This window comes from Sphaerisporangium melleum (genome assembly GCF_014646695.1).
Classification (GTDB): Bacteria; Actinomycetota; Actinomycetes; order Streptosporangiales; family Streptosporangiaceae; genus Sphaerisporangium; species Sphaerisporangium melleum.
This window is the reverse complement of sequence record NZ_BMNT01000057.1, coordinates 15,274-40,911: the sequence shown is the minus strand read 5'-3', so window position 1 is coordinate 40,911 and position 25,638 is coordinate 15,274. Positions and strand designations below refer to the sequence as shown.

The window sequence follows — 25,638 nt, the reverse complement described above, 5'->3', positions numbered from 1 at the left end:
CACCATCGGCGCCGGATCGGCCGTGTAAATCGTCTGGACGACCGGATTGTCAGCCCGCGCCGCACCGGCCGGCAACACCACCAGGGCACAGAGCAGGCCCATGAGCGACAGCACGACGCGCCTGAATCCGACGTTGCCCGGAAAACGTAATCTGCTGGCCACGATCACCTTCCTGAGATTGCGGTTGACCACCTTGCGCCCCGTGACTCCGCCGGACGCGGTCATGCGCCATGCCCGGCGAACAATGTGAGCGCTAACATGCAGATGAGACGTATTGTTAGCGCTAACATCGCATATGATGCCGGCCCCTTGCCAATAGAGCCACACATGATCTGATTAGACGTATGACGTGTCGACCGCTCGCGTCATCACACCAATGCGGAAAACGTTCGGAACGTTAACTTCGTTGATTTTTCTGCACGGTACTGAACGAGGCGTCGTGAGTCAACGGGCATCCCGCCCGGCCGGTGGCGGCGCAGGGCCGGGGCCGGGCGCCCGCATCGGGTCGCCGGCCCCGTGGCCTTGCGGCTACTCCGGCTCCATGCCCTCATAGGTGACGAGGAGCTTCTCGGTGAGCACGCCGGCGCCGTCGCCCGCCTCGGCGGTGGCGACCTCCCGCCCGCCGGCCTCGGGCAGCGGCGGCTCGTGGAAGTCCTTGAAGGTGAAGGCGTCAGGAGTGGGACCGTGGGCGCGCAGGCGCTCCAGCCTGGCCATTCCCTCGTCCAGTGCCGGGATGTGCCCCGCGGGGATCCACCACATCACGCTGTAGGGCTCCGCCATCCGCTCGAACCATTCGCGGCGGCGGCGCAGGTAATCCAGGTGCACGGTCCGGTAGACGAAGTCCCACAGCGCCTCCCGGGACTCCCACACCGAGAAGTTGATCAGCAGCATGTCGCCGTGGTCGTGCTGGACGGTGTCGGTCGGGCCGTCCCCGCCCTTCAGCCGCCAGACGAAGCCCGGCGCGGAGTCGCTGATGGCGTTGACCGGTTCGAGCCCGGCGATGAAGCCGGCGAGCTCCGGGGAGTCCTTGGGGGCGAGCATGCGGGCGACGTTGAGCTGGGCCAGGTGCATGCGCTCACCGAACCACGGCCGGACATCTAATGTCAATGATCATTATTTTTAGAGAACGAGACGCAGCACTCCCCCGGCCGGGGATCGATGCGGGCGGTGACCTCACGCTCCCCCACCGCCGCGAGCAGCCCCTGGCACAGGGCGAGGTTGAGCGAGCAGACCAGCACCGGGCGCTCCTCGGCCAGCACGTGGAAGGGGCAGTTGCGCAGGCGCGTCACCCCGCCCTCGTCGTAGGGCGCGTAGCCGCGCTCGGTCAGCGCCTCGCGCAGGTCGCCGGCCTTGGCCCGCTCGCCCACCCGGCGGGCGGCCCCCTGCGCGGCGTCCTCGCCGCCGAGGACGTCGACCGCCTCGGCGAGCACCAGCGCCAGCGTGCGGTAGTCGCGCGGCGGGACGGTGACCTGGTGCTCCACGGCGGAGCGGCGGTACACCTTGGCGGGACGCCCGCTCCCAGGACCGGTACGCCCGGTGAGATGACGGAAGCCCGACACCAACAGCCCGGCTTCCACGAGTTTGTCCAGATGGAACGCCGCCAGCGTGCGCCCGACGCCCGCCGCGCGCGCGGCCTCGTCCCGGCCGACCTCGTGCCCCTGCGCCACGACGTACTCGTACAGAGCACGCCGCACCGGATCGCGCAGCACGACGAGGACGTCCAGATCATCACTGCTCACAGCCGGGAGTCTAGGCCGCCGCCCCTCGCGCCCACCGCTCCGGTTCCGCCCGCCGTACTTGTGATCGTTAACATCGATCTCTGTTAACGTACCCGCACTATCCCGGTTCTCTTCATGAAAGTTTCAGGAACCCGGGTGCTTTCCAGCACCGCTTCCGCCCTTCGCACTCGTGCCCGCGGACGCCGCCCCCGCCCGGCATCGAACCGGCTTCCCCACAGCGGGCACCGCGCGGCAAAAGACCTGGACAACGCGGGGAAGCCGCACGAGAAGCCCCACGTACCGCATCGCCTGCGGGCGCTGGACACCTGCCGCCGTGGCGGGATGGCCGATCTTCCCGGGACCCTCGAAAGGGCCTCGGCAGCATGCTCGCCAGCCGTGGCCTCGCGCGGCCGGCCGGGCCGATCATGTCGCGTATGTTTCGGCTTGACGAACGATCTGTTATCGCTCACAGTCTGGAGATAACGCGAGTGGGGGTCACCCGGGACCCCTCTGGCTCCCGAGGTCTGCCCCCAGATCCCTCACCCCGCCCACCACCCGGCGCCCCCGCTCGGCGGGCCGTGGCGCCGGGCGGTCCCCTCGGCGTGTCCGCCGGGCCGCGGACCGTTCACCCCCCTCGTCCTCGAAGGAGGATCATGACTGCCACTGGTGAGGCCATACGGGCCGTACCCCGGCGGCGGCGACTCTGGTCACGGGTCGCCGCCGCTCTCGTCGCGATGCTCATGGTCGGCACAGCCGCCGCGACGATGAACCCGGCGCCCGCGTCCGCGGCGACGGTCGACACCGGCGCCTGGTACGTCCTGGTCAACCGCAACAGCGGCAAGGCCCTGGACGTGTACAACCTGGCCACCAACGACGGTGCCCGCATCGTCCAATGGGCCCGCAACGACGGCAACCAGCAGCAGTGGCAGTTCGTCGACTCCGGCGGCGGCTACTACCGGCTCAAGTCCCGCCTGTCGGGCAAGGTGCTGGACATCACCGGCGCCTCCACCGCCGACGGCGCCGCCGTCATCCAGTGGAGCGACAACAACGCCAACAACCAGCAGTTCCGCCTGGCCGACTCCAGCGGCGGCTACGTCCGCCTGCTCGCCCGCCACAGCGGGAAGGCCGTGGAGGTGCAGAACTCCTCCACCGCCGACGGCGGCAACATCGTGCAGTACACCGATCTGGGCGGCAACAACCAGCAGTGGCAGCTCGTCCGGGTCGGCGACTCCGGCAATCCCGGCACCGGCACGTACAACAACCCGGTGGTCTGGCAGGACTTCCCCGACGTCGACATCATCCGCGTCGGCGACACCTACTACATGTCGTCCTCGACCTTCCACTATTCGCCGGGCGCGCCGATCCTGCGGTCCTATGACCTGGTGAACTGGGAGTTCGCCGGGCACTCGGTGCCGAACCTCGACTTCGGCAACAACTACAGCCTCAACGGCGGCCGCGCCTACGTGAAGGGCATCTGGGCCTCGGCGTTCAACTACCGCCCGAGCAACAGCCAGTTCTACTGGCTGGGCTGCATCGACTTCAGCAAGACCTACGTCTACAGCTCCGCGACGGTGGACGGCACGTGGCAGCGGCGCTCGGTGATCAACAAGTGCTACTACGACGCCGGGCTGCTCGTCGACGACAACGACACGATGTACGTCGCCTACGGCAACAGCACCATCAGCGTCGCCCAGCTCTCCGCCGACGGCACCTCCGAGGTGCGCTCCCAGCAGGTGTTCCAGACGCCCTCCAGCGTCGGCACGCTCGAGGGGTCGCGCTTCTACAAGCGGGGCGGGTACTACTACATCTTCCTCACCAAGCCGGCCAACGGCCAGTACATCCTGCGGTCCACCAGCCCCTGGGGCCCGTACGAGATGCGCCAGGTGCTGCTCAACATGCCGAGCCCGATCTCCGGCGGCGGCGTGCCGCACCAGGGCGGCCTGGTGCAGACCCAGAACGGCGCCTGGTACTACATGGCCTTCGTGGACGCCTACCCCGGTGGCCGCGTCCCCGCCATGGCCCCGATCACCTGGAGCAGTGACGGCTGGCCCACGGTGCAGACCGTCAACGGCGGCTGGGGCGCGACCTACCCCAAGCCGAACCTGCCCGCACCGCCGCGCCAGGTGAAGCCGCTGACCGGGACCGACACCTTCGCCGGCACCACGCTCGGACCGCAGTGGGAGTGGAACCACAACCCCGACACCACCAAGTACTCGGTGAACAACGGGCTGCGGCTGCAGACCGCCACGGTGACCAACGACCTGTACAACGCCCGCAACACCCTCACCCACCGCACCCAGGGACCGAGCTCGACGGCCACCATCGAGCTGGACTACTCGACCATGCGCGACGGTGACCGCAGCGGGCTGGCGATCCTTCGCGACTCCTCGGCCTGGATCGGCGTCAAACGCGACAACGGCACCACCCGCGTCGTCATGACCAACGGGCTGACCATGGACTCCAATTGGAACACCACCGGTACGGGCACCGAGGCCGCGAGCGCCGCGATCTCCGGAGGCAAGATCTGGCTGCGGTCCACCGCCGACATCCGGCCCGGCACCGGCAGGCAGGCCCGCTTCTCCTACAGCACCGACGGGACGAACTTCACCACGCTCGGCCCGGCGCTCACGATGGGCAACAACTGGCCGTTCTTCCCTGGGCACCGGTTCGGCATCTTCAACTACGCCAGCCAGGCCCTCGGCGGCGCCGTGACCGTACGCAGCTTCAACCTGGCCACTCCGTAAGCCGCGCACCGAGGGCTCGCCCTTCGGACGCGTACCGCCACTGATCGCCCGGGCTCCGGCCCGGGCGATCGCTTTTGCGCCTATATCCACCTCTGCGGTGACCGCATACGTTCACCGGGCACGGTTCCACACTCCGGCCATGCGCGGGATGTGATCGGCGCCGGGCGGTGGGTCGTGCCGGCGCCGGCTACGGAGTCCGACCCGGTCAACGTTCGTGGACAGCGCACCAGACGGGATCACCCTCTGGCGGGACCACAGCCGTGGTTATGGTGCTGTCTTTGTCGGCGAGCTTGAAGTCGTTCTGCTTCAGGATGGCACCAGACCGGGCGCCTTTACAATGTAGATCAACACTTGGCCCGGGCCCGCCGGGGTCGTCAGCGGAGGCCCGGCGCCAGGCGGCGGGATCTGCCCGCGGTGCGCCCGGGCCGTTCCGCGGAGCCGGACAGGGGCGGGCCGTCCACGGCGAAGCGCCCGGTGCCTGAGGCACCGGGCGCTTCGGCGGAGCGTATCGGAGAGGCGTCAGTAGGCGCCGAGAACGTCGACCACGAAGACCAGGGTGTCGGTGCCCTTGATCTTGTCGCCCGAGCCGGCCTTGCCGTAGCCGAGGCTCGGCGGGATGGAGACCAGCACCCGGCTGCCGACCGGAACGCCGACCAGGCTCTGGTCCCAGCCCTTGATGACCTTGCCGACGCCGATCGGGAACATCACCGGCTCGCCGCGACCCCAGCTGCTGTCGAACTCGGTGTCGCTGCCCCAGATCTTGCCCGTGTAGTGCACGAGGATGGTCTGGCCGGACTTCACCACCGGGCCGGCGCCCTTGATCACGGTCTTGCTGACGAGGTCCTTGGGCGCGGGCTCGCTGGTCTTGGTGGTCAGCTTGGGAGCCTGGTCACCGCCGGGGTTCTCCAGCTTCACGCCGTTCACCCCGGGGTCGGTGGCGGTGCCCTGGGCGGCCTTGGCCGTCGGGACGCCCATCACGTCGATGACGTAGACGCTGGCGATCGAGGTGTCGGCGCCCTGCGACTTGGCCTGCTCCAGCTGCTGGGGGGTCAGGCTGTCCTTGGCGACCACGGCGAGGAACCGCCCGCCCGGCTTGCTGTCCTGGAACGCCTTGTAGACCACGCCCGGCAGCTTGGGATCGACCTTGATCAGCTGGGGCGCGCCGTCGTCGTAGGTGGAGCCCTGGGCGGCGTTGGTCTTGCCGTCCCAGCTGTAGGCGGTGAGGTTGGCGACCACCGAGTCGCCGTCCCTGACCTGAGCGCCCGTGCCGGGAGAGAGCTGCTGGGAGGAGGAGGTGGTCGGCGGCTTGCCGGCGGGGAAGGTCACCTGCGGCTTCTTGCCGAACTCGCCTCCGACCTTCACGCCGCTGGACGACTCGCTGGTCTTGGCGGTGACGTCTTGGCCTCCCCCGCCTCCGCCGCAGGCGGCGGCGAACAGCAACGGCAGAGCGGCGAGTAGGGCCAGTCGGCGCATGGGTATCCCTCGGAGAGACGTCACGTTCGCGTCACACTACCCGACGGCCGCCACCGCCCGGACGCGACCGCCCCGATCTTGCCGAAGCCTGACCGTACTTTCGGCCGTGCTTCTCCGCCGGGCCCGCCGACCTGCGCCGCGGCCGGGGTCCGATCCTCGGCCCGGAACCGGCCGACTCCGCCGGTCGCCCCTGCCGAGGGCGACCGGCGAAAGTTTCATCGGCACCGGCCGCGGCGCGCCCGCAGGCGGCCGCCGCCGGTCACATGCCGGCGATCAGCTTGTCCACCCGCTCGTCCACGCTGCGGAACGGGTCCTTGCACAGGACGGTGCGCTGCGCCTGGTCGTTGAGCTTCAGGTGGACCCAGTCGACGGTGAAGTCGCGGCGCTTCTCCTGCGCCCTGCGGATGAACTCCCCGCGCAGCCGCGCCCGGGTCGTCTGCGGCGGCACCGACTTGGCCTCGAAGATCTTCAGGTCGGACGCCACGCGCTCCACGGCGCCCCGCCGCTGCAGGAGGTAGAACAGGCCCCTCTTGCGGTGCACGTCGTGGTAGGCGAGGTCGAGCTGTGCCACCCGGGGCGAGGAGAGCGGCAGGTCGTACTTGGCGCGGTAGCGCTCGATGAGCTGGTACTTGGTGACCCAGTCGATCTCGCGGGACACCATGTCCAGGTCGCCGGTCTCCACCGCGCGCAGGGTCCGCTCCCACAGCTCCAGCACCCGCTCGGTGATCGCGTCGCCGCCGCGCCGGTCGACGAAGTCACGGGCCTTCGAGAGGTACTCCTGCTGGATCTCCAGCGAGGACGCCTCACGGCCGTTGGCCAGCCGCACCCGCCGGCGCCCGGTCATGTCGTGGGACACCTCGCGGATCGCCCTTATCGGGTTCTCCAGGCTCAGGTCGCGCATCACCGTGCCGGCCTCCACCATGCGCAGCACCAGGTCGGTCGCGCCGACCTTGAGCAGCATCGTGGCCTCGCTCATGTTGGAGTCGCCCACGATGACGTGCAGGCGGCGGAACCGCTCGGCGTCGGCGTGCGGCTCGTCGCGGGTGTTGATGATCGGACGCGACCGGGTGGTGGCGCTCGACACCCCCTCCCAGATGTGCTCGGCCCGCTGCGAGACGCAGTAGACCGCGCCGCGCGGCGTCTGCAGCACCTTGCCCGCGCCGCAGATGATCTGCCGGGTGACCAGGAAGGGGATCAGGACGTCGGCGAGCCGGCCGAACTCGCCGTGCCTGCCCACGAGGTAGTTCTCGTGGCAGCCGTAGGAGTTGCCCGCCGAATCGGTGTTGTTCTTGAAAAGGTAGATGTCCCCGGCGATGCCCTCCTCGCGCAGACGCTTCTCGGCGTCCACGAGCAGACCTTCCAGGATGCGCTCCCCCGCCTTGTCGTGGGTGACGAGCTCCACGACGTTGTCACACTCGGGGGTGGCGTACTCGGGATGGCTGCCCACGTCGAGGTACAGCCGGGCGCCGTTGCGCAGGAACACATTGCTCGATCGGCCCCAGGACACGACTCTGCGGAAAAGGTAGCGCGCCACCTCGTCCGGGGACAGCCTGCGCTGGCCGCGGAACGTGCAGGTGACCCCGTACTCGTTCTCCAAGCCGAAGATGCGACGATCCATCACATCACACTATGTCCCCCAGGCCCCGGAGGGGAGAGATCTTCGCCGGGTTTCGGGTCCAGGAGCTTCCAGCGTGCCGTCTAGGGGGTGTAGATCCCTACGACCTTCGCGATCCGCCCATCCCGAGTGATGATCATCAGGGTGGGCCCGCCGGCCTTCGCCGCGGCCTGCGGCACCCGGCACGGGGAGTGCGGCGGAGACGCGCCAGAGTGCCGGAGGACGTCATGAACGGTTGAGCCGCCGCGCCGAACCGGCGGGTTCGGCGCGACGGCTCAACGGGGTCGAACCTCGCGGGGAGGGCGGCTCCCTGCGGCTCAGCCGCCGGAGCCGGTGTCGATCTCCCCCTCGGGGGCGGTCGCCGGCCCGCCGCCGGCCTCGGGCTCACCGGGCTCGGCCGGCGGACCGCCGGCGGTGCCCTCGGTGATGAGCCGTTCGAGCCGGGCGCCGGTCAGGCGCTGGAACTTGCGGTGCTCGCGGGTGCGGTCGAGGACCGCGACCTCGAGCTGGGACACCGGCGGGCGTTCGCCACCCGGCTCGGTGAGGGCCGCCAGGCCGGCGTCCAGGGCCTCCGGCAGCGGCATGCCCTGGCGGAAGCGGTCCTTCAGCCGGCCGGCCACGGTGTCGGCGACACCGCCCATCACGACGAAGCCGTGCTCGTCGGTGACCGAGCCGTCGAAGGTCAGGCGGTAGATCTGGTCGTCCTCGGGGGCGTCGCCGATCTCGGCGACCACCAGCTCGACCTCGTACGGCTTGCGCGACTCGGTGAACACCATGCCGAGCGACTGGGCGTACAGGTTGGCCAGGCCCCGCGCGGTGACGTCGCTGCGGTCATAGGTGTAGCCGTTGATGTCGGCGTAGCGGATGCCGCCGAGGCGCAGTGCCTCGAACTCGTTGTACTTGCCGACGGCGGCGAAGCCGATGCGGTCGTAGATCTCGCTGATCTTGTGCAGCGCCCGGGAGGCGTTCGGGGCAACGAACAGAATGCCGTTCTCGTACTGCAGCACCACGACGCTGCGGCCGCGCGCGATGCCCTTCCGCGCGAAATCGGCCTTGTCCCGCATCTCCTGTTCGGGGGACACATATCCAAAGGGCATGGACACCGGTGGTGATCCTCTCGTGGCCGTGACTGGTGGCTAGCGCAGCGGGGCGGTGGGCCCGTCGGGGTCGGCCAGGCGGCGGTCGAGCACCTGGCGGACGTACCCCTCGACCTCCTCGTCGGACAGACGACGGTAGCCGTCCTCGTCGATCACCGTCACCAGCGGCCAGATCTTGCGGGTGACGTCGGGACCGCCGGTCGCCGAGTCGTCGTCCGCGGCGTCGTAGAGCGACTGGACCAGGGTCAGCACGGTGTCCTCGGCCGAGGCGCCCGCACGGTAGAGCTTCTTCAGCGCCCCTCGGGCGAACAGCGAGCCCGAGCCGATGGAGGCGTAGTTGGTCTGCTCGTACGGGCCGCCGCCGACGTCGTAGGAGAAGATGCGCCCCCTGCCGGTGTCCACGTCGTAGGCGGCGAACAGCGGCACCACCACCATGCCCTGCATCGCCAGCGGCAGGTTGCCGCGGATCATCGTGCCGAGCCGGTTGGCCTTGCCCTCGACCGAGAGCATGCGGCCTTCGCGCTTCTCGTAGTGCTCGAGCTCCACCACGTACAGACGGGCCAGCTCGATGCCGGTGCTCGCCGTCCCGGCGATGCCCATGCAGGAGTAGTCGTCGGTGCGGAAGACCTTCTCCATGTCCTTCTGGGAGATGTAGTTGCCCGACGTCGCCCGCCGGTCTCCCGCCATGACCACGCCGCCCGCGAAAGTCGCGGCGACGATCGTCGTCGCGTGCGGGATCTGGTCGCCGACGGAGGCCGCCAGGGACTCGAATCTCCCCGGGAGGAGCCCCGGAGCGTAGGACCCGACGAACTCGGTGAACGATGTGGATCCCGTGTCCAGGAACAGGTTGTTCATCCAGCCCCGCTGTGCTGCCACGCGACTCCCTCCCAAGGACTTACGTACTCCTAGGCCGACCCTACTGCTGGTGCTGTGGTGGTTGCACTTCCCACGATCAGCTCAGGGCGAACCACATTCGCCCATCCAGCCCCATCTTTCGCGAAAAGCCGCTTTACACATCCAGACCGGGCAGGGGGCCGCGCGCCTCAGCCGTCGCCCGCGACGCGCTGGACCGCACGGGCGAGCCGGGCGACGTCGATGCCTTCGAGGTGGTCCAGGAAGTGCCGCCGCACGCTGGCCAGGTTGACCGGCCACGCATTCTCCAGGCGGGCGAGGCCGGCGTCGGTGAGGACCGCGTTCCAACCGCGGGCGTCGTCGTCGCACCTGACCCGTTCGACCATGCCCTGCCCTTCCAGCCGGGTCACGATGCGGGTCATCCCGCTCAGCGACAGCTCGCAGGCGACCGCGAGGTCTCCCATCCGCATCCGCCGGCGCGGCGCCTCCGACAGCCGCATCAGAGTTATGTACTCGACGAGCGGCAGCCGCTGTTCGCGCACCATGTCGGCGTCGATGGCACGGGGCAGCGCGTACATCAGGCGGGTCAGCGCCCGAACCAGCGTCTCCTCGTCGGGGGTGAGCGGCCGTGGCGGCCGGGCCGTGGTCATGCCGCGATTTTACGTGCTTCGCGAAGCAAGTACTATGAACTAATTGCTTGACGAAGCAAGCAATCTGATCGGCACAGGAGGCCTCCATGGGAACGCTCGACGGAAAGGTCGTGCTCATCTTCGCCTGGCCCCACCTGGTCCGGCGCGGTGGCGGCGTCATCATCAACGTCGCCTCCATGGCCGGCATGATCGCCGGCGGGGTCCCGCCGATGGTCGGGCACACCGCGGCGAACGCCGGCGTCATCGGCATGACCCGGCAGTTCGCGCTCGAAGGCGCCCCCCATGGGATCCGCGCGGTGGCCATCAGTCCCGGCCCCGTCCTGACCCCGGCCAGCGACCGGGACCTCGGCGACGATCAGGCGGCCCGGGACGCGATAACCGCCAAGACCCTGCTCAAGCGCTTCGCCCGTCCCGAGGAGGTCGTCGAGCTGGCGGCGTTCCTCGCCTCGGACCGGGCGTCGTACATCACGGGCGCGAACTACGCCGTCGACGGTGGCGCCAGTGCCTGGTGACGCCTGCGGCAGGGAAGGAACCGCCTCGGAGGGCTGCGGGGCCATGGGTGCCGGCAGGTGGACGCGGAGGGGTCATGGCAGGGCCGGGTCCGCCCCCCGGGGGGCGGGGCTCATGGTGCCCGAACGCCCTCCGGGGGCTCGCGTGCGCCTCTCCGGGTGGTGCGGAACCGCGCTCATCGCCTCTGGGTGAGGCGGGGTGGTGCTCACCGCCCCCGGGTCACCGGCGCGCTCGTCGCGCCTGGTCTCCGAGGACGGGCGGATGCTCGCCGCACCCGGGCCGGAAGGCACCCTGCCCGTGGCCCGGCGGGCGGGATCGGATCGGCCGGCTCTACTGGCCGCCCTTCTGCACGTAGCTGCGGACGAACTCCTCGGCGTTCTCCTCCAGAACCTCGTCGATCTCGTCGAGGATCGCGTCGACGTCGTCAGTGAGCTTTTCCTGACGCTCCTGGACGTCCGGAGACGCCTGCGCCTCGGTCTCTTCGACCTCGGTCTCCTGCCGGCCGGTCTGCTTCTGGCCGCCGGTGTCCTTCGTCGCCATGTGGTACCTCCGCTTGGGGGACGCATCTGTTTCATATCTTCCCCGAACCGGACGACATTTCGCGCGGATCGTCCTGTGATCTACGCCGGACGCCAGGAGGGGGACTCGTCCCGTCAGACAGCCTCCCCGCCGCAAGCCACGACAAATCGGATGAACCACCGATTTCACTAGACAGCATTGCTATCCAATGATTGGATAGGATCACTATCCAATCAGGTGGAGGTTCCATGTCCCCGGCTTCGCTCACCACCGCAGGGGTGATCTTCATCACCGTTCCGACGATCGCGTTCGGCGGCGCCTCCCTGCTCGGCCTCATCGGCCGGCGCATCCCCGGATACCTCGACAACCCCGTGCGGCGCGGCCTGTGGCGGGCGGGGCACGCCCACGCGGGCGTGCTCGTGATGCTGGCCCTGGTCGCCCTGCTCTACGTGGACCAGAGCGACCTGTCCGGCGGGCTCAGGACGCTGGTCCGCGTGCTGTTCGCCGCCGCCCCGATCCTGATGCCCCTGGGGTTCTTTCTGTCGGTCCTGCGGCCGGGCGACACGCGGCCGGGCCGGCTCATCTGGCTGACCGCGGCCGGCGGGCTGTGCCTGTCCGCCGGCGCCGTCATCCTCGGTGCCGGGCTGCTATAAAACCGATCGGCCGCCCGCTCATATGGCATTCTTGTGAAGATCCGCCCATAGGCATCCCGCTCCAGCAGGAGCGGCCGTGGGGGCTTGGACGATGCCGGATATGAACGGGTGACATGAAAGCGGACCGCGCACAGCTGCTCGGAGATCGTTATCGGCTGATCTCGCCGCTGGGCCAAGGTGGCATGGGGATCGTCTGGCGTGCCCACGACCGGCGACTGGCCCGGGACGTGGCGATCAAGGAGCTGCGCCCGGCCCAGCACGGCGACCGGTTCGACGTGCACACGGCGCGGCGGCACGCGCTGCGCGAGGCGCGGTCGGCCGCCCGGCTCAGTCACCCCGCCATCGTCACCGTGCACGACCTGCTGGAGGAGGACGGCCGGCTCTGGATCGTCATGGAGCTGGTGGAGGCGCTGACCCTGCAGGCCACGGCCTGGCACCTCGGCCGGCTGCCGGTGCACTGGACCGCCTGGATCGGGTTCCACCTGCTCAGCGGCCTGCGGCACGCCCACGCGGCCGGAGTGCTGCACCGCGACATCAAGCCCGGGAACGTTCTGCTGACCGGCGAGCGGGTGGTGCTCAGCGACTTCGGCATCGCGGTGCTCCAGGACGAGAGCTCGCACACCACCACCATGCCGGTCGTCGGCTCCCCCGGCTACATCGCCCCCGAGCGGCTGCGCGGCCACCCGGCGACCCAGGCCGCCGACATGTGGTCGTTCGGCGCCACGCTGTACTTCTCGGTCGAGGGCAGGCCGCCGGCGAGCGACGGCGGCGACCTGCTGTCGGCCCGGCCGCCCGAGCAGCACCGCCCGCCGCGCCGCGCCGGCGCGCTGCGCACACTGCTGCAGGGGCTGCTGGAGCCCGACCCCGCCGAGCGGCTCACCAGCGACCAGGCCGCGGTGCTGCTGTCAGAGCTGCTCCGCAAGGAGGGCATCGCGGTGCCGCCGATGCGGCTGACCGGCAGCGGGATCTTCCCGCCCGGCGCCTTTACGATGTAGATCGCTACCGGCCCGAAGACCGGCGGGGCGGCGTGCCCCCGCCCGGCGGGGCCGGGCGGGGGAAAGGCGTCAGCGCTCGCCGGTGAGCGCGTTGACCAGGTCGGCGGCGGTGCGGCAGCGGTCGAGCAGCTCGCCCACGTGGGCCTTGGTGCCACGCAAGGGCTCGAGGGTCGGCACCCGCTGCAGCGACTCGCGGCCGGGAATGTCGAAGATCACCGAATCCCACGAGGCGGCGGCCACCGACTCGCTGTACTGCCGCAGGCACCGGCCGCGGAAGTAGGCCCGGGTGTCGTTCGGCGGCAGCTCGATGGCGCGCTGGACGTCGTCCTCGGTGACCAGGCGCTGCATGCGGTCGCGGGCCACCAGGCGGTTGTACAGTCCGCGGTCGGGCCGGATGTCGGAGTACTGCAGGTCGACGAGCTGGAGCCGGGGATGCGACCAGGCCAGGCCGTCGCGGGAGCGGTAGCCCTCCAGCAGCTCCAGCTTGGCCACCCAGTCGAGCTCCCTGGACAGCTGCATGGGGTCCTCGGCGAGACGGGTGAGCACCGACTCCCAGCGGTTGAGCACGTCCTTGGTCATGTCGTCCACGGCCGAGCCGAAGCGGTCCTCGACGTACTTGCGGGCCTGCTCCAGGTATTCCATCTGGAGCTGGACGGCGGTCATCTTGCGCCCGTCGCGCAGGGTGACCTCGTGCCGGCAGGTGGGGTCGTGGGAGACGGCCCGCAGCGCCGCCACCGGGCTCTCGACCGACAGGTCGCCGGTGAGGAAGCCGTCCTCGATCATCGCCAGCACCAGCGCCGTGGACCCCAGCTTCAGGTAGGTGGAGATCTCCGACATGTTGGCGTCGCCGATGATGACGTGCAGGCGGCGGTACTTCTCCGGGTCGGCGTGCGGCTCGTCCCGGGTGTTGATGATCGGCCGCTTCAGCGTGGTCTCCAGGCCGACCTCGACCTCGAAGAAGTCGGCCCGCTGGCTGATCTGGAAGCCCTCGCCGCGGGAGTCCTGCCCGATGCCGACCCGCCCCGCGCCGCAGACGACCTGCCGGGAGACGAAGAACGGCGTCAGGTGGCGGACGATGTCGGCGAACGGCGTGGCCCGCCGCATCAGGTAGTTCTCGTGGCAGCCGTAGGAGGCGCCCTTGTTGTCGGTGTTGTTCTTGTACAGCTGGATCGGAGCGTTCCCCGGCATCGCCGAGGCGCGCACCGCGGCGTCCTGCATCACGCGCTCGCCGGCCTTGTCCCAGATGACCGCCGCGCGGGGGTTGGTGCACTCGGGAGTGGAGTACTCGGGGTGGGCGTGGTCGACGTAGAGCCGTGCCCCGTTGGTCAGGATGACGTTGGCCAGCCCAAGATCCTCATCGGTGAGCTGGGTGGGGTCCGCGATCTCGCGAGCCAGGTCGAAGCCGCGGGCGTCGCGAAGTGGATTCTCCTCCTCGAAGTCCCATCTGGCCCGGCGCGCCCGCGCGGCCGAGGCCGCGAGGTAGGCGTTGACCACCTGTGAGGAGGTGACCATCGCGTTCGCACCAGGCTGCCCGGGTACGGAGATCCCGTACTCGGTCTCGATGCCCATCACCCGCCGTACCGTCACGCTCTCAGCCCTTCATCTGTGCCGCCTCGCACCCGGCCGCCGCCGTCACGCCGCCTGTACACGAGCCTAGACCGTCGGCCACCGCTTCAGGCCCTTCACTAGGTCGCTGCCCGCATGCCCTCAGCGGAAACGGCGACGGCGCGGCCCCTCGCGGAACCACGCCGTCGCAGAGCCTTCAGGCCGCCCTCGATCAGAGGTACTGGCCGGTGTTGGCGACCGTGTCGATGGACCTCCCGGCCTCCGTGCCCTGCTTTCCGGACACCAGGGTGCGGATGTAGACGATCCGCTCGCCCTTCTTTCCGGAGATGCGGGCCCAGTCGTCGGGGTTGGTGGTGTTGGGCAGGTCCTCGTTCTCGCTGAACTCGTCGACGCAGGCGGCGAGCAGGTGCGCGATGCGCAGCCCCTTCTGCCCGGTCTCCAGGAACTGCTTGATGGCCATCTTCTTGCCGCGGTCCACGATGTTCTGGATCATGGCCCCGGAGTTGAAGTCCTTGAAGTACAGGACCTCCTTGTCGCCGTTGGCGTAGGTCACCTCGAGGAAGCGGTTCTCCTCGCTCTCGGTGTACATGCGCTCGACGACCCGCTGGATCATGCCGACGACGGTCCCCTCGCGGGAACCGCTGTGCTCGTTGAGGTCCTCCTCGTGGAGCGGCAGCTCGGCGGTGATGTACTTCGAGAAGATGTCCTTGGCCGCCTCGGCGTCCGGCCGCTCGATCTTGATCTTGACGTCCAGCCGGCCGGGCCGCAGGATCGCCGGGTCGATCATGTCCTCGCGGTTGGAGGCGCCGATGACGATGACGTTCTCCAGGCCCTCGACACCGTCGATCTCCGACAGGAGCTGGGGGACGATGGTGTTCTCGACGTCGGAGGAGACGCCGGAGCCGCGGGTGCGGAAGATCGAGTCCATCTCGTCGAAGAACACGATCACCGGGGTGCCCTCGGAGGCCTTCTCACGGGCCCGCTGGAAGACCAGGCGGATGTGCCGCTCGGTCTCACCGACGTACTTGTTCAGCAGCTCCGGGCCCTTGATGTTGAGGAAGAAGCTCTTGCCGGACTGGCCGGTCTTCTCCGCGACCTGCTTGGCCAGGGAGTTGGCCACGGCCTTGGCGATGAGCGTCTTGCCGCACCCGGGGGGACCGTACAGCAGCACGCCCTTGGGCGGGCGCAGCTGGTGCTCGCGGAACAGGTCGGCGTGCAGGTAGGGCAGCTCGATGGCGTCCCTGATCTGCTCGATCTGCCGGGAGAGGCCGCCGATCTCCTCGTAGGAGATGTCGGGCACCTCCTCCAGCACGAGCTCCTCGACCTCGGACTTGGGGATGCGCTCGTAGACGTAGCCGGAGCGGGACTCCAGCAGCAGGGAGTCGCCCGCCCGGATGGGCTGGTCGAGCAGGGACTCGGCGAGACGGACCACGCGCTCCTCGTCGGCGTGCGAGATCACCAGCGCGCGCTGCCCGTCCTCGAGCAGCTCCTTGAGCATCACGATCTCGCCGACGGTCTCGTAGCCGAGCGCCTCGACGACGTTCAGCGCCTCGTTGAGCATGACCTCCTGGCCGCGCTTGAGCGAGGCGACGTCCACCGCCGGGCTGACGTTCACCCGGAGCTTGCGTCCTCCGGTGAAGACCTCCACGGTCCCGTCTTCGCGGGCCTCGAGGAAGACTCCGAAGCCGGACGGCGGCTGCGCCAGCCGGTCGACCTCCTCCTTCAGCGCCACGATCTGGTCCCGGGCCTCCTTGAGCGTGGCCACCAGGCGCTCGTTCTGCCCGGTGACGGCGGCCAGATTGGCCTGCAGCTCATGGAGGCGTTCCTCCAGGACCCTGGCTTGACGGGGAGACTCCGCAAGCTTCCGGCGCAACGCGGTGATCTCCTCCTGGAGGAAGGAGACCTGAGTTGTGAGGTCCGCGACCTCTCGTTCGCGCTGGGCGGCTCGAGCCTCAGCGTCATCGCGAGCTGCCACAGTCACCTCCTTCCCAGTCGAGGGCGACTACTCAAGACCCTACCTATCTCGGGGGCATCCGTAACCTGGCCAGGGAGTGTTCGTGTCATTACATCCAGTGTTCGGTGCTAATTGCCTTATAGGCAGCTATTGCTAGGTAAGCGGAACGACAAGGTTTTCTGTTCCCGGGTTGCGCGAGCCGGCATGGTTCTCCACCGGAACGCCACACCCGTCCCCGGGTGCTCACGTACCCGACTCCTCCCCATACGCGCCCTTGGCAGGGCGCCGGCGCCTGGGCGGCGGCGTGACACCGTCCGCCATGCGACGGGACGTGACGAGGAAGCCCGTGTGCCCGACCATCCTGTGGCCCGGGCGCACGGCCAGACCTTCGACATGCCAGTCGCGGACCAAGGTTTCCCACGAATGCGGCTCGGTGAAACTTCCGTGATCGCGGAGGCTTTCCACCGTACGCGACAACTGGGTCGTTGTCGCTACATAACAGCAGATAACCCCGCCGGGGGTAAGGGCTTTGGCCGCCGCGTCCACGCATTCCCACGGGGCGAGCATGTCGAGGATCACCCGGTCGACGTCCGACTCGTCGATGGAGGCCACCAGGTCCCCCACGACCAGCCGCCACTGCGGCATCGGGCCGCCGAAGAACTTCTCGACGTTCTTGCGGGCGACCTCCGCGAAGTCCTCGCGCCGCTCGTAGGAGGTGACCTTCCCGCTCTCGCCGACGGCGCGCAGCAGGAAGCAGGTGAGCGCCCCGGAGCCGACGCCGGCCTCCACGACCCGCGCCCCGGGGAAGATGTCGGCCATGGCGGCGATCTGCGCGGCGTCCTTGGGGTAGACGACGGCGGCGCCGCGCGGCATCGAGACCGCGTAGTCGTGCAGGAGATGGCGGAAGGCCAGGTAGGACGTGCCGCCGGAGGAGCGCACCACCGAGCCCTCCGGCAGCCCGATCAGGTCGTCGTGCGGGATGGAACCCTTGTGCGTATGAAAGACGCCGCCCTCTTTGAGCGTCACGGTGTGACGCTTGTCCTTGGGGTCGGTCAGTTGTACCTGATCACCGGGCCGGAACGGCCCGTGCCTGCGGAAACCCATGCGGGAAAGGCTATATCCGCCCGTGCCCCGCTCGCGCGGGCGGCCGGTCCCACTGGGGTGACCGGTATATCAGGTAAAGCGAGGTCTGGGGTGGCGCATACCAGGGGCAAATGGATTGGCGCTCCGCGCCCGATACTGGTAGCTCTTGCCCATGCTTCCCCGTGACGCCGTCCCGGCGGGCCCCTACCTCCTGCGCCCGCTCGCCGAGGGCGACATCGACGCGATCGCGCGGGCCTGCACCGATCCCGAGATCGTCAGGTTCATCCCGAACATCCCCGTGGCCTACACCCCCGAGGACGCGCGGCGGTTCGTCACCGAGACCGCCCCGGCCCTGTGGGAGGCGGGCGGCGCGAGCTTCGCCGTCACCGACCCCGCCACCGGCGAGTGGCTCGCTGACTTCTCCCTCAAGCCGCCGGACGTCCGGGGCAACGCCGAGATCGGCTATCTGGTCGCTCCCTGGGCGCGCGGGCGAGGCCTGGCCACCACGGTGGCCCGCGTCCTGACCGACTGGGCCTTCGCGCAGGGCATCCCCCGGGTCGAACTGCTCGCCGACCTGGAGAACATCGCCAGCCAGCGCGTGGCGATGGCAGCGGGCTACCGCCGTGAGGGCGTCCAGCGCGGCGTGGGCGCGCGCAGGGACGGCGGCCGGGACGACGCGGTGCTGTTCGCCCGCGTGGTCACCGATCCCGGCACACCCGAGCGCCCCTATCTGCCCGCGCTGCCCGGCGGCGCGCTGACCGACGGCGTGGTGCGGCTGGAGCCGCTGAGCCCCGGCGACCTGGCCGCCTACCACGACATGATGTGCGAGCCGGACGTGTTCGCGCGCAGCGTGCCGCCGCAGGCCCCCGACCTCGCGGAGACCCGGTTCCGCACCCGCTGCGCCCGCGCGTGGTGGCTGTGGGGCGAGCGGGCCGAGCTGGCCGTGCGGGACGCCGCCACCGGGGAGTTCGCCGGGCACCTGCAACTGATGAACATCGTCCCGCCGCTCGCCCAGGGCATGATCGGCTACAGCCTGGCCGGCCGGTTCCGCGGGCGCGGCCTGATGACCCGCGCGGTGACCCTGCTGGCGGAGTGGGCGTTCGCCTGCACTCCCCTGCACCGGCTGGTGGCCGGCACGGCCCCGGACAACGTCGCCTCCCAGCGGGTGCTGGAACGCGCCGGGTTCGTCCGGGAGGCAGTGATCAAGAAGCTGCTGCCCGGCCCGGACGGCACCTGGCACGACGATCTGCAGTGGGTGCGCCTGCGCGGCTGACCCCGGCGGCCTCCTCGCGCGGTGCTCAGTCGGCGCCGAACTTCGCACGGAGCGCGGTGAAGGCGGCGTCGGTGCCGGCGAGCGCCCGGTCGATGTCGGCGTCGGTGTGCGCCGCCGACAGGAACCAGTTGTGCCAGGGGTGCAGGTAGACCCCCTCCCGCAGGCACGCGGCGGAGAAGTACATGCCCTTGTCCAAAGTCGCGTCGCCCGCGAAGGACAGCCACGGGATCTGCACCGGGCCGGTCTGCCTGATCGTGAACCCATGCGCCGCCGCCTGCGCGGCGAGGCCCTCGCGCAGGCGCGTCCCGGCCCGCTCCATCAGCGCCGGGCCGTCGATCTCGCGCAGCGTCTCGATGGTGGCCCTGGCCGCGGCCATGGGCACCGCCGAGAACCAGAACGACCCGGTGGAGTACAGGGTCTGTGCGGGGCCGCGCAGCGCGTCGACGCCGGTGACGGCGGCGATGGCGTACCCGTTGGCCATCGCCTTGCTCCACGCGGTCAGGTCGGGCCGCACGCCGTACGGCTCCCAGGTGCCGCGCAGGTCCAGCCGGAACCCGGCCCGGACGTCGTCGATCACCAGGGCGGCGCCGATGCGGTCGGCCAGGGCGCGCACCCCGCGCGCGAACACGGGATCGACCATCTCCTGGTCCTCGAAGGAGTCGTGCTTGAACGGCGTGACGATGATGGCGGCGACGTCGCCCTCGGCCCGCGCCGCCGCCTCCTCGGCCCCGGCGAGGTCGTTGTAGGGGTACTCGATGAGGTCGGCGCGCTCATTGGGCGTGGTTCCGGACAGGCTCGGCGTGCACCACGGGTCGGCGCCGTGGTAGGCGCCGTGGGCGACCAGCACCTTGGTGCGGCCGGTCGCGGCACGGGCCACCATGAGCGCCTGGGTGGTGGCGTCGGTGCCGTTCTTGGAGAACATCACCCAGTCCGCCGAGGGGATCAGGTCGACCATCAGCTCGGCCAGTTCGACCATGACCGGGCCGGGGCCGTTGAGGCAGTCCCCGGCGGCCCGCTGGGCGGCCGCGGCCTGCTCGACCCGCGGGTGCCGGTGGCCGAGGATGACCGGCCCCCAGCTGCACATCAGGTCGACGTACTCGCGCCCGTCGGCGTCCCACTGGCGGCAGCCCTCGCCCCGGACGAAGAACTGCGGGTAGCCGGGGGCGAAGATGGCGGCGTTGAGGTGGCCGTACATGCCGCCGGGGATCACCTTGGCGGCCCGCTCGCGCAGGGCGGCGTCGGAGGTGGTCTCGGACATGATCTAGATCCCTTCGCCGGCGTGGAGTCCTTGGACGTTCTCGTGTGCGAGGTGGTCGAGCCGTTCGGCGGTCAGGCCGTCCAGCCCCGCGTCCGATCCGAGGCCCCCGGCGACCCGCGAGGCCAGGACGGTGCCGAGGCGGGCGCAGTCCAGCACCTCGCGCCCGCCGAGCAGGCCGGTGATGAACCCGGCGCAGTAGGCGTCGCCGCAGCCGGTGGTGTCCACGACCTGGACCGGCAGGGCGGGCACGCGTGCCGTGCCGGCCGCGGTCGCCACCAGGCTGCCCTCGGCGCCCAGCGTGACGAGCACCGACGAGGGGCCCTCGGCCAGCAGGGCGGCCGCGGCCTCCTCGACGCCGGACGCACCGGTGATCAGTAGCGCCTGCTCCTCGTTGGGCAGGAAGTGGTCGACGTACGGCAGGAAGGCACGGGCGCCGGCCATCAGGTCGGGCATGGTGGACAGCAGGTCCATGGTGACGACCGTCCCGCCGCGCCGGGCGGCGCCGAGCAGTTCGAAAAACCCCGGGTCGTGCAGGCCCCAGGTGACGTCCATGCCGCCGAGGTGCACGACCCGGGCGCCGGTGACCAGTGCCGGGTCGAGGTCGGCGAACGCGTAGGCGAGGTTGGCGCCCGGCACATGGAAGGAGGGGCGGCCGCCGTCGGGGCGGATGGGCAGGATCGAGGCCGCGGTCTGCTCGCCGGGCTTGCGCACGACGCCCCGCGCGTCCACGCCGTGCCGTTCCATGAGCATCAGCAGCAGGTCGCCCAGCTCGTCGGCGCCGACGGCGCCGGCCGAGGCGACCGGCACGCCGAGCCTCGCCAGGTCGACCGCGGTGCCCGCGGCGGCCCCGGCGGCGGTGACCCTGATCTGGTCGAGCAGGTGGGTGTCCTGGCCGTGCGGGATGGACTCCACGGGCCTGGCGAGCACGTCGACGATGTGCACCCCGATGGTGAGGACGTTCATGGCGGATCCTTCTCGGATGGGGGGATTTCCGCGATCGCCGATAATAGACGGGCGTCCGACTAAAATGTCAAGACACCACGAGGCAGGGGCGAAGGGACGGGAATGCCGAAGATCGTCGATCACGAGGAGCGCCGCGAGGAGGTGGTGGACGCCGCCCGCCGGGTCATCCTGCGTGAGGGCATCGACGCGGCGACCACCAGGGCCATCGCCAAGGAGGCCGGATACTCCAACGGCGTGCTCACCCACTACTTCGCCGACAAGGACGACATCCTGCTGTCGGCGCTGCGCGCCTCCCACCGGCGCATCGTGCGGCGCCTGTCGGCCAAGCTCACCGGCCGCTCAGGGCTCGCGGCGCTGCGCGAGGTGCTGCTGGACAACCTTCCCCTGGACGAGGAGCGGGAACGGGAGACCGCCCTGGAGGTCGGGTTCTGGGGCCGCAGCCTGGCCGGAGGGCGCCTGCTGGAGGTCCAGCGCGAGGAGGCCGGCGAACTGCGCCTGCTGGTGCGCACCCTGCTGGAGTCCGGCGCGGCGGCGGGTGAGATCGCGCCGGGCACCGACCTCGACGACGCGGCCGAGCGCCTGCTGGCCCTGGTCGACGGGCTCAGCCTGCACCGCCTGCTCTACCCCGACCGGCTGGGCCCCGAGACGCTCACCCGCCTGATGGCCGCCGAACTGGACCGGCTGGGCCCCTGAGCACCGCTCGCCCGGCCCGCGGGCGACCGGGATCATGGGCGAATCGGAACACACGAGACGCGAGGACGGAAGCGGCATGAGGCTGGCGCGGGAGCGGGAACGGCTGTGCGAGATCGGGCGCACGATGGTGGAGAGCGGGCTGGTGCTCGGCACCTCGGGCAACATCAGCGTCCGCGAGGGAGACCTGGTGGCGGTCTCCCCCGGCGGCGTGGCGCTCGACCGGCTCACCCCCGGCGGCTGCCCGGTGCTGGACATGTCGGGCCGCGTGATCGAGGGCGAGCTGAAGCCGTCCTCGGAGGTTCCGATGCACCTGGCGGTCTACGCCTCCACCGCGGCGGCGGCCATCGTGCACACCCACTCGCAGTACGCCGTGGTGGTGTCCTCCACCACCGACGAGCTGCCTCCCATGCACTACAACGTGCTGCTGCTCGGCGGCCCGGTGCGGGTGGCGCCGTACGCCACCTACGGCACCGCCGAGCTGGCGGGGCACGTGCGCGCGGCGCTGGAGGGCCGCCACGCGGCCCTGATGGCCAACCACGGGGCCGTGGCCGTCGGAGCCGACCTGGAGCAGGCCCTGGAGCGCGCCAGGCTCCTGGAGTGGCTGTGCGCCGTCTACGTCCAGGCCAAGGCGATCGGCGTCCCGCGTGTGCTCACCGAACAGGAGCTGACCGCCGTGGTGGAGCGCGCCCTCCAGGGCTGAACGCACGCGGGAAGCATCGGCCGGCGCCCCGCCGGAGCATCGGTCAGGCGTTGCGGTGCGCCTCGTAGCGCATGGTGCGCGAGACTCCGATGCGCACCGTGGTGCCCGGCAGGATCGGCACCGGCTCGTTCGGCGGGATGTCGTAGAAGTTGGGATCGCCGGGCGGCTGCACCTGGGTGCCGTTCACCGAGCCGAGGTCGATCAGGTTGACGTCCCACCCGTCGAGCCGCACCCGCAGATGCCGCCGGGAGACCGACCCGTCGGGGCTGGTCACCCTGGCCGGGCGCGCCTCGCCCGAGGTGACCTCCGGCGCCCGCTCCGGGTCGCGGCCGAGAAGGTGGTCGCCGTCGAGGGTGAGCGCCGTGCCGTCGTCGAGCATCAGCACGCCGAGCGGCGGGCGTTCCCCCTTGTAGGGCACCAGGTTGCGCTGGACCAGGGCCACGCCGCAGACCGCGCAGTAGGGCACGCGGGGGTCGTTGAAGTGGTCGTTCTTGCAGTCGACCCCGTAGACCATGGGACGGTTGAGCGGCTCGGGCGTCGGCGCGGCCTCGGTGGGCTCGAACAGCGGCCCGCCGGGGCCCGGACGGTCCTCGCCGCCCTCATCGGGCAGGTACGACTCGAAGCCGGCGCCGGCGGGGCTCCCGAAGGTCTCCGCCTGGCCGGGACCGCCGGGGGGCATGGCGGCCATCTCGGGGTCGGTGAGCAGGGCCGCCGGCTGCTCGTGCGCCGGGGACGGGCCGGGCGTGCCGCCGGGCGGCGGACCGGGGAACGGCGCCGGCTCGGCCGGTGGCGCGGACGCCTCGGCCGGACCGGACACCGGCGCGGCGGGCTCGTGACGAATCGGCTCGGGCTCCCAGCCGGACGGGCCCGCGCCATAGGGGTCGGCACCGTAGGAGCCGGGCGCGCCGTAGGGGTCGGCCGGGCCCGGCGCGCCATAAGGGTCCGGCGACACCTGCGGCCCGGAGGGCGCGGACACCGCGGAGCTCACGTAGCTCGCGGAGTTCGCGGATGACGGGGCCGGCTCGGCTGCGGGCGCCGGGGTGGAGGTCTCGGCGGACCGCCGGACGGGCGCGGCGGTGAAGTCGCCCTGGCCGGTGAAGTCGCAGTTGACGCCGCCTCCGGGGATCACCCCCGCGTCCAGCCTGGCCCGGCTGATCGGCGCACCGGCGTCGGGCAGGCGCAGCTCGACGGCGGTGATCGGACCGCTCACCAGCCGGTCGGTCCAGGTGAGGGCGTCCTTGCCGTCGAGCCGGACCTCGGTGCCCGGCCCGGTGACCGATGCCTGGGCGTCGCCGCTGACCAGCACCGCGATGCCGCCGCCCACGGGGCCGGCGAGGGCGCAGGCGACCGGCTCGCCGGCCATCGACCGCGCGAGGACCTGGGCGGCGCGCCGGGCCAGGGCCCTGCCGTCGCCGCCCGCCGCGGCGGTCTCCCGCACCGCGCTCAGCAGCTCCTCGGTGACGGCGTCGGCCGCGTCGCACACCAGCAGCAGGCCGCCCACGTGGGCGATCAACCCGTTGCCGGGAAGCGGACGCACCACCCCCACGCCTTGCTCCGTCACAGAACTCTCCCTCTTCCCGAAGACACCAGTTGACCAACGGAAGACCGCATCGGGCCGTTCCCGCCGGCCGGCCGCGATCCGGGTGGTGCCGGGCCGGGACTCGCCAGGACGGGCGGGGGGTGATGAGGCTGCCGCTGGCACCGGACCGTAGCAAAAACCACGCCAGAAGTCCTTTCCGGGCCACCGGCGGCAGAACCCGTCAGACCAGGAAGACCTCTGTGTCCTCGCGCACGTCCCCGGAATGTGCGCCGCGCCGGCCGCGGTCGCCGAGCCGGCGAACCCTCTCATGCCCCGAGCCGGCGCAGACGTCGGGAAGGGCCAGGACACCGGCCGGGCTGGGCCCTCCGCGGACTCCGCCGGCCGGGCGAGGGGCGTGGAGCCGGGGTGCCGGCTGACGCCGGGCGGTTCCGCGACCGATCGGCAGGACGTGGAGCCGGCACCCCGGCCGGAAGCCCAGGCGCTGCCGGCCTGGAGTGGACCGGCGCACATCGAGACGGGTGCGATGAGCGGCCGGCGGCGCGGCGAGCCCGCGCACCGGCTCTGGCGGGACGGTTCGGCGAGGGCGGCAGGGTGCGGGTCAGACGCCGCTGAAGATGCGGTTGACGTCGGCGGTGACCAGGACGCCGAACACGTCGCCGCCCCGCTCGACCAGGAGGTACTCCCCGGAGGGCGCCTCGCGCATGGCGTCGATCAGCGACTCGCCCGACAGGTCGGCGGGCAGCACCAGCGCGGGCTCCAGGCTGCGCGCCAGGGACCCCACGGTCACCCAGGGCCGGCGGTGCTCGGGCGTGGCGGCCACGGCCGACTCGTTGACGATGCCGACCGGGTGCCCGTCATGGTCGACGACCACCATGGCCCCGGCCTGTGCCTCACCGGCCCGGCGCATGGCCTCGGCCAGCGGCACGTCGGCGGTGACCGGGACGGCCCGCCTGGCCAGCGTGCGGGCCTGGAGCCGCGGCATGCGGGCGCGCACCTTGGCGACCTGCAGCGACTGGCTGGCCCCCATCCAGATGAAGGAGGCCAGCAGCACCGACCACAGCAACTGGCCCCAGTCGGGCTCCTGGCGGGTGACCCAGGAGGAGCCGAGGGTGAGCCCCACCAGGGCGACGGCCAGCCCGCGCCCGAACCAGGCGGCGGCCTTGGTGCCGGTGACGGAGTTGCGGGTGAGCTTCCACACCCCGGCGCGCAGCATGCGGCCGCCGTCGAGCGGCAGGCCGGGCAGCAGGTTGAACACTCCGACGATGGCGTTGGAGAACCACAGCTGCCAGATCAGCACATGCGGGATGGTCTCGCTGGGGATGACCAGGCTGACGGCGAAACCTGCGGCGGCGAGACCCAGCGAGGCCAGCGGGCCCACGAAGGCGACGAGGAACTCCCGCGCCGGCGTCTCGGGCTCGCGCTCGATCTCGGAGACCCCGCCGAGCAGATAGAGCGTGATGCGGCGCACCGGCAGGCCGAAGTAGCGGGCCATCACACAGTGCGCCAGCTCGTGCAGCAGCACCGACGCGTAGAGGAAGACGGCGAACAGGAAGGCGACCAGGTAGGTGGTGAGCGTGCTCCTGCCCGGCAGGTCGCTCGCCACCACGGGCTGGAAGGTGTAGGTGATGAACGCCGCGACGATCAGCCACGTCGGTGAGACGTACACGGGGATGCCGAAGGGGCTTCCCATGCGCAGCCCCGGAGACGCAGGGCGTTGCGGGGTCTGGGTGCTCATGATGGTCGTCTTCCCTCCTTGTGCCTCGATGCTACGCGGCTTCGGGC

At 70.8% G+C, this 25,638-nt stretch carries 23 protein-coding genes; 7 read left to right on the top strand and 16 right to left on the bottom strand.

What is annotated here, in order from left to right:
* The 3 genes from IEY93_RS34270 to IEY93_RS34260 all read right to left on the bottom strand — a co-directional run.
* On the bottom strand, positions 1-225 hold a 225-nt coding region (locus tag IEY93_RS34270; RefSeq protein WP_229691706.1), incomplete at its 3' end, for a hypothetical protein.
* A 303-nt stretch (positions 226-528) separates the two neighbouring features.
* Entirely contained in the window at positions 529-1,107 is a 579-nt protein-coding gene (locus tag IEY93_RS34265; RefSeq protein ID WP_372444544.1) for a DUF3291 domain-containing protein, read from the bottom strand.
* Positions 1,104-1,739 (bottom strand): helix-turn-helix transcriptional regulator, encoded by a 636-nt coding sequence (locus IEY93_RS34260; protein WP_189167328.1) that lies wholly within the window; start codon positions 1,737-1,739, stop codon positions 1,104-1,106. The genes IEY93_RS34265 and IEY93_RS34260 overlap by 4 nt, the downstream gene beginning before the upstream one ends.
* A gap of 632 nt (positions 1,740-2,371) precedes the next feature.
* Between IEY93_RS34260 and IEY93_RS34255 the strand changes: the two genes are divergently transcribed.
* Complete coding sequence (locus tag IEY93_RS34255; RefSeq protein ID WP_203969058.1) at positions 2,372-4,462, top strand: family 43 glycosylhydrolase; 2,091 nt, start codon at positions 2,372-2,374, stop codon at positions 4,460-4,462.
* A 519-nt stretch (positions 4,463-4,981) separates the two neighbouring features.
* Here the strand turns inward: IEY93_RS34255 and IEY93_RS34250 are convergent.
* The 5 genes from IEY93_RS34250 to IEY93_RS34230 form a co-directional block, all read right to left on the bottom strand.
* Positions 4,982-5,935 (bottom strand): FKBP-type peptidyl-prolyl cis-trans isomerase, encoded by a 954-nt coding sequence (locus IEY93_RS34250; protein WP_189167327.1) that lies wholly within the window; start codon positions 5,933-5,935, stop codon positions 4,982-4,984.
* A 259-nt stretch (positions 5,936-6,194) separates the two neighbouring features.
* On the bottom strand, positions 6,195-7,553 hold the full coding sequence (pafA, locus tag IEY93_RS34245) for a Pup--protein ligase (protein WP_189167326.1): 1,359 nt from the start codon (positions 7,551-7,553) through the stop codon (positions 6,195-6,197).
* A gap of 314 nt (positions 7,554-7,867) precedes the next feature.
* On the bottom strand, positions 7,868-8,647 hold the full coding sequence (gene prcA / locus IEY93_RS34240) for a proteasome subunit alpha (RefSeq protein ID WP_189167332.1): 780 nt from the start codon (positions 8,645-8,647) through the stop codon (positions 7,868-7,870).
* Positions 8,648-8,686: 39 nt separating this feature from the next.
* Positions 8,687-9,502 carry a proteasome subunit beta gene (gene prcB, locus IEY93_RS34235; protein WP_189167331.1) on the bottom strand — a complete coding sequence of 272 codons (816 nt, stop codon included), beginning with the start codon at positions 9,500-9,502 and terminating at the stop codon, positions 8,687-8,689.
* Positions 9,503-9,690: 188 nt separating this feature from the next.
* A complete protein-coding gene (locus tag IEY93_RS34230; RefSeq protein ID WP_189167325.1) occupies positions 9,691-10,149 on the bottom strand; it encodes a MarR family winged helix-turn-helix transcriptional regulator in 459 nt (152 codons plus the stop codon).
* A gap of 86 nt (positions 10,150-10,235) precedes the next feature.
* On the opposite strand from IEY93_RS34230, the gene IEY93_RS34225 reads away from it, so the two are divergent.
* Positions 10,236-10,661 carry an SDR family NAD(P)-dependent oxidoreductase gene (locus IEY93_RS34225; protein ID WP_203969060.1) on the top strand — a complete coding sequence of 142 codons (426 nt, stop codon included), beginning with the start codon at positions 10,236-10,238 and terminating at the stop codon, positions 10,659-10,661.
* A gap of 328 nt (positions 10,662-10,989) precedes the next feature.
* Here the strand turns inward: IEY93_RS34225 and IEY93_RS34220 are convergent, their stop codons facing one another.
* Positions 10,990-11,199: a ubiquitin-like protein Pup gene (locus tag IEY93_RS34220; protein WP_189167324.1), complete on the bottom strand. Its 210-nt coding sequence runs from the start codon at positions 11,197-11,199 to the stop codon at positions 10,990-10,992.
* A gap of 227 nt (positions 11,200-11,426) precedes the next feature.
* Here IEY93_RS34220 and IEY93_RS34215 point away from each other — a divergent pair, with 227 nt between their 5' ends.
* The gene (locus tag IEY93_RS34215; RefSeq protein ID WP_189167323.1) at positions 11,427-11,831 is read left to right on the top strand and encodes a DUF8059 family membrane protein; all 405 of its coding nucleotides are present in this window, start codon (positions 11,427-11,429) and stop codon (positions 11,829-11,831) included.
* 113 nt (positions 11,832-11,944) lie between these two features.
* Positions 11,945-12,826, top strand: coding sequence for a serine/threonine-protein kinase (locus IEY93_RS34210; RefSeq protein ID WP_189167322.1), 882 nt, complete (start codon positions 11,945-11,947; stop codon positions 12,824-12,826).
* 69 nt (positions 12,827-12,895) lie between these two features.
* On the opposite strand, the gene dop is transcribed toward IEY93_RS34210, so the two are convergent.
* The 3 genes from dop to IEY93_RS34195 form a co-directional block, all read right to left on the bottom strand.
* The gene (gene dop, locus IEY93_RS34205; protein WP_372444545.1) at positions 12,896-14,413 is read right to left on the bottom strand and encodes a depupylase/deamidase Dop; all 1,518 of its coding nucleotides are present in this window, start codon (positions 14,411-14,413) and stop codon (positions 12,896-12,898) included.
* 190 nt (positions 14,414-14,603) lie between these two features.
* Positions 14,604-16,367, bottom strand: a complete 1,764-nt coding sequence (gene arc, locus IEY93_RS34200; protein WP_189167321.1) for a proteasome ATPase — start codon at positions 16,365-16,367, stop codon at positions 14,604-14,606.
* A 222-nt stretch (positions 16,368-16,589) separates the two neighbouring features.
* Positions 16,590-17,450: a tRNA (adenine-N1)-methyltransferase gene (locus IEY93_RS34195; protein ID WP_189167320.1), complete on the bottom strand. Its 861-nt coding sequence runs from the start codon at positions 17,448-17,450 to the stop codon at positions 16,590-16,592.
* 151 nt (positions 17,451-17,601) lie between these two features.
* Here IEY93_RS34195 and IEY93_RS34190 point away from each other — a divergent pair, with 151 nt between their 5' ends.
* A complete protein-coding gene (locus IEY93_RS34190; protein WP_189167329.1) occupies positions 17,602-18,702 on the top strand; it encodes a GNAT family N-acetyltransferase in 1,101 nt (366 codons plus the stop codon).
* Between the two features lie 25 nt (positions 18,703-18,727).
* On the opposite strand, the gene IEY93_RS34185 is transcribed toward IEY93_RS34190, so the two are convergent.
* Entirely contained in the window at positions 18,728-19,960 is a 1,233-nt protein-coding gene (locus tag IEY93_RS34185) for an aminotransferase class III-fold pyridoxal phosphate-dependent enzyme (protein WP_189167319.1), read from the bottom strand.
* A gap of 3 nt (positions 19,961-19,963) precedes the next feature.
* A complete protein-coding gene (locus IEY93_RS34180; RefSeq protein WP_189167318.1) occupies positions 19,964-20,923 on the bottom strand; it encodes a carbohydrate kinase family protein in 960 nt (319 codons plus the stop codon).
* A 102-nt stretch (positions 20,924-21,025) separates the two neighbouring features.
* On the opposite strand from IEY93_RS34180, the gene IEY93_RS34175 reads away from it, so the two are divergent.
* Positions 21,026-21,616 carry a TetR/AcrR family transcriptional regulator gene (locus IEY93_RS34175; RefSeq protein ID WP_189167317.1) on the top strand — a complete coding sequence of 197 codons (591 nt, stop codon included), beginning with the start codon at positions 21,026-21,028 and terminating at the stop codon, positions 21,614-21,616.
* 76 nt (positions 21,617-21,692) lie between these two features.
* The gene (locus IEY93_RS34170; RefSeq protein WP_189167316.1) at positions 21,693-22,316 is read left to right on the top strand and encodes a class II aldolase/adducin family protein; all 624 of its coding nucleotides are present in this window, start codon (positions 21,693-21,695) and stop codon (positions 22,314-22,316) included.
* Between the two features lie 43 nt (positions 22,317-22,359).
* Here IEY93_RS34170 and IEY93_RS34165 read toward each other — a convergent pair whose 3' ends face one another.
* Positions 22,360-23,877 carry an FHA domain-containing protein gene (locus IEY93_RS34165; RefSeq protein WP_189167315.1) on the bottom strand — a complete coding sequence of 506 codons (1,518 nt, stop codon included), beginning with the start codon at positions 23,875-23,877 and terminating at the stop codon, positions 22,360-22,362.
* Between the two features lie 577 nt (positions 23,878-24,454).
* Entirely contained in the window at positions 24,455-25,591 is a 1,137-nt protein-coding gene (locus tag IEY93_RS34160) for a site-2 protease family protein (RefSeq protein ID WP_189167314.1), read from the bottom strand.
* Positions 25,592-25,638 lie beyond the last annotated feature (47 nt).

Excerpts from the sequence above, each read along its gene's own strand:
- IEY93_RS34230 (WP_189167325.1), bottom strand. The coding sequence starts at position 10,149 with ATGACCACGGCCCGGCCGCCACGGCCGCTCACCCCCGACGAGGAGACG.
- IEY93_RS34255 (WP_203969058.1), top strand. The coding sequence starts at position 2,372 with ATGACTGCCACTGGTGAGGCCATACGGGCCGTACCCCGGCGGCGGCGA.
- IEY93_RS34210 (WP_189167322.1), top strand. The coding sequence starts at position 11,945 with ATGAAAGCGGACCGCGCACAGCTGCTCGGAGATCGTTATCGGCTGATC.
- IEY93_RS34190 (WP_189167329.1), top strand. The coding sequence starts at position 17,602 with ATGCTTCCCCGTGACGCCGTCCCGGCGGGCCCCTACCTCCTGCGCCCG.
- IEY93_RS34250 (WP_189167327.1), bottom strand. The coding sequence starts at position 5,935 with ATGCGCCGACTGGCCCTACTCGCCGCTCTGCCGTTGCTGTTCGCCGCC.
- IEY93_RS34170 (WP_189167316.1), top strand. The coding sequence starts at position 21,693 with ATGAGGCTGGCGCGGGAGCGGGAACGGCTGTGCGAGATCGGGCGCACG.
- pafA (WP_189167326.1), bottom strand. The coding sequence starts at position 7,553 with ATGGATCGTCGCATCTTCGGCTTGGAGAACGAGTACGGGGTCACCTGC.
- IEY93_RS34180 (WP_189167318.1), bottom strand. The coding sequence starts at position 20,923 with ATGAACGTCCTCACCATCGGGGTGCACATCGTCGACGTGCTCGCCAGG.
- prcB (WP_189167331.1), bottom strand. The coding sequence starts at position 9,502 with ATGAACAACCTGTTCCTGGACACGGGATCCACATCGTTCACCGAGTTC.
- IEY93_RS34195 (WP_189167320.1), bottom strand. The coding sequence starts at position 17,450 with ATGGGTTTCCGCAGGCACGGGCCGTTCCGGCCCGGTGATCAGGTACAA.
- IEY93_RS34220 (WP_189167324.1), bottom strand. The coding sequence starts at position 11,199 with ATGGCGACGAAGGACACCGGCGGCCAGAAGCAGACCGGCCGGCAGGAG.
- IEY93_RS34175 (WP_189167317.1), top strand. The coding sequence starts at position 21,026 with ATGCCGAAGATCGTCGATCACGAGGAGCGCCGCGAGGAGGTGGTGGAC.
- IEY93_RS34185 (WP_189167319.1), bottom strand. The coding sequence starts at position 19,960 with ATGTCCGAGACCACCTCCGACGCCGCCCTGCGCGAGCGGGCCGCCAAG.
- IEY93_RS34215 (WP_189167323.1), top strand. The coding sequence starts at position 11,427 with ATGTCCCCGGCTTCGCTCACCACCGCAGGGGTGATCTTCATCACCGTT.
- prcA (WP_189167332.1), bottom strand. The coding sequence starts at position 8,647 with ATGCCCTTTGGATATGTGTCCCCCGAACAGGAGATGCGGGACAAGGCC.
- IEY93_RS34160 (WP_189167314.1), bottom strand. The coding sequence starts at position 25,591 with ATGAGCACCCAGACCCCGCAACGCCCTGCGTCTCCGGGGCTGCGCATG.
- IEY93_RS34225 (WP_203969060.1), top strand. The coding sequence starts at position 10,236 with ATGGGAACGCTCGACGGAAAGGTCGTGCTCATCTTCGCCTGGCCCCAC.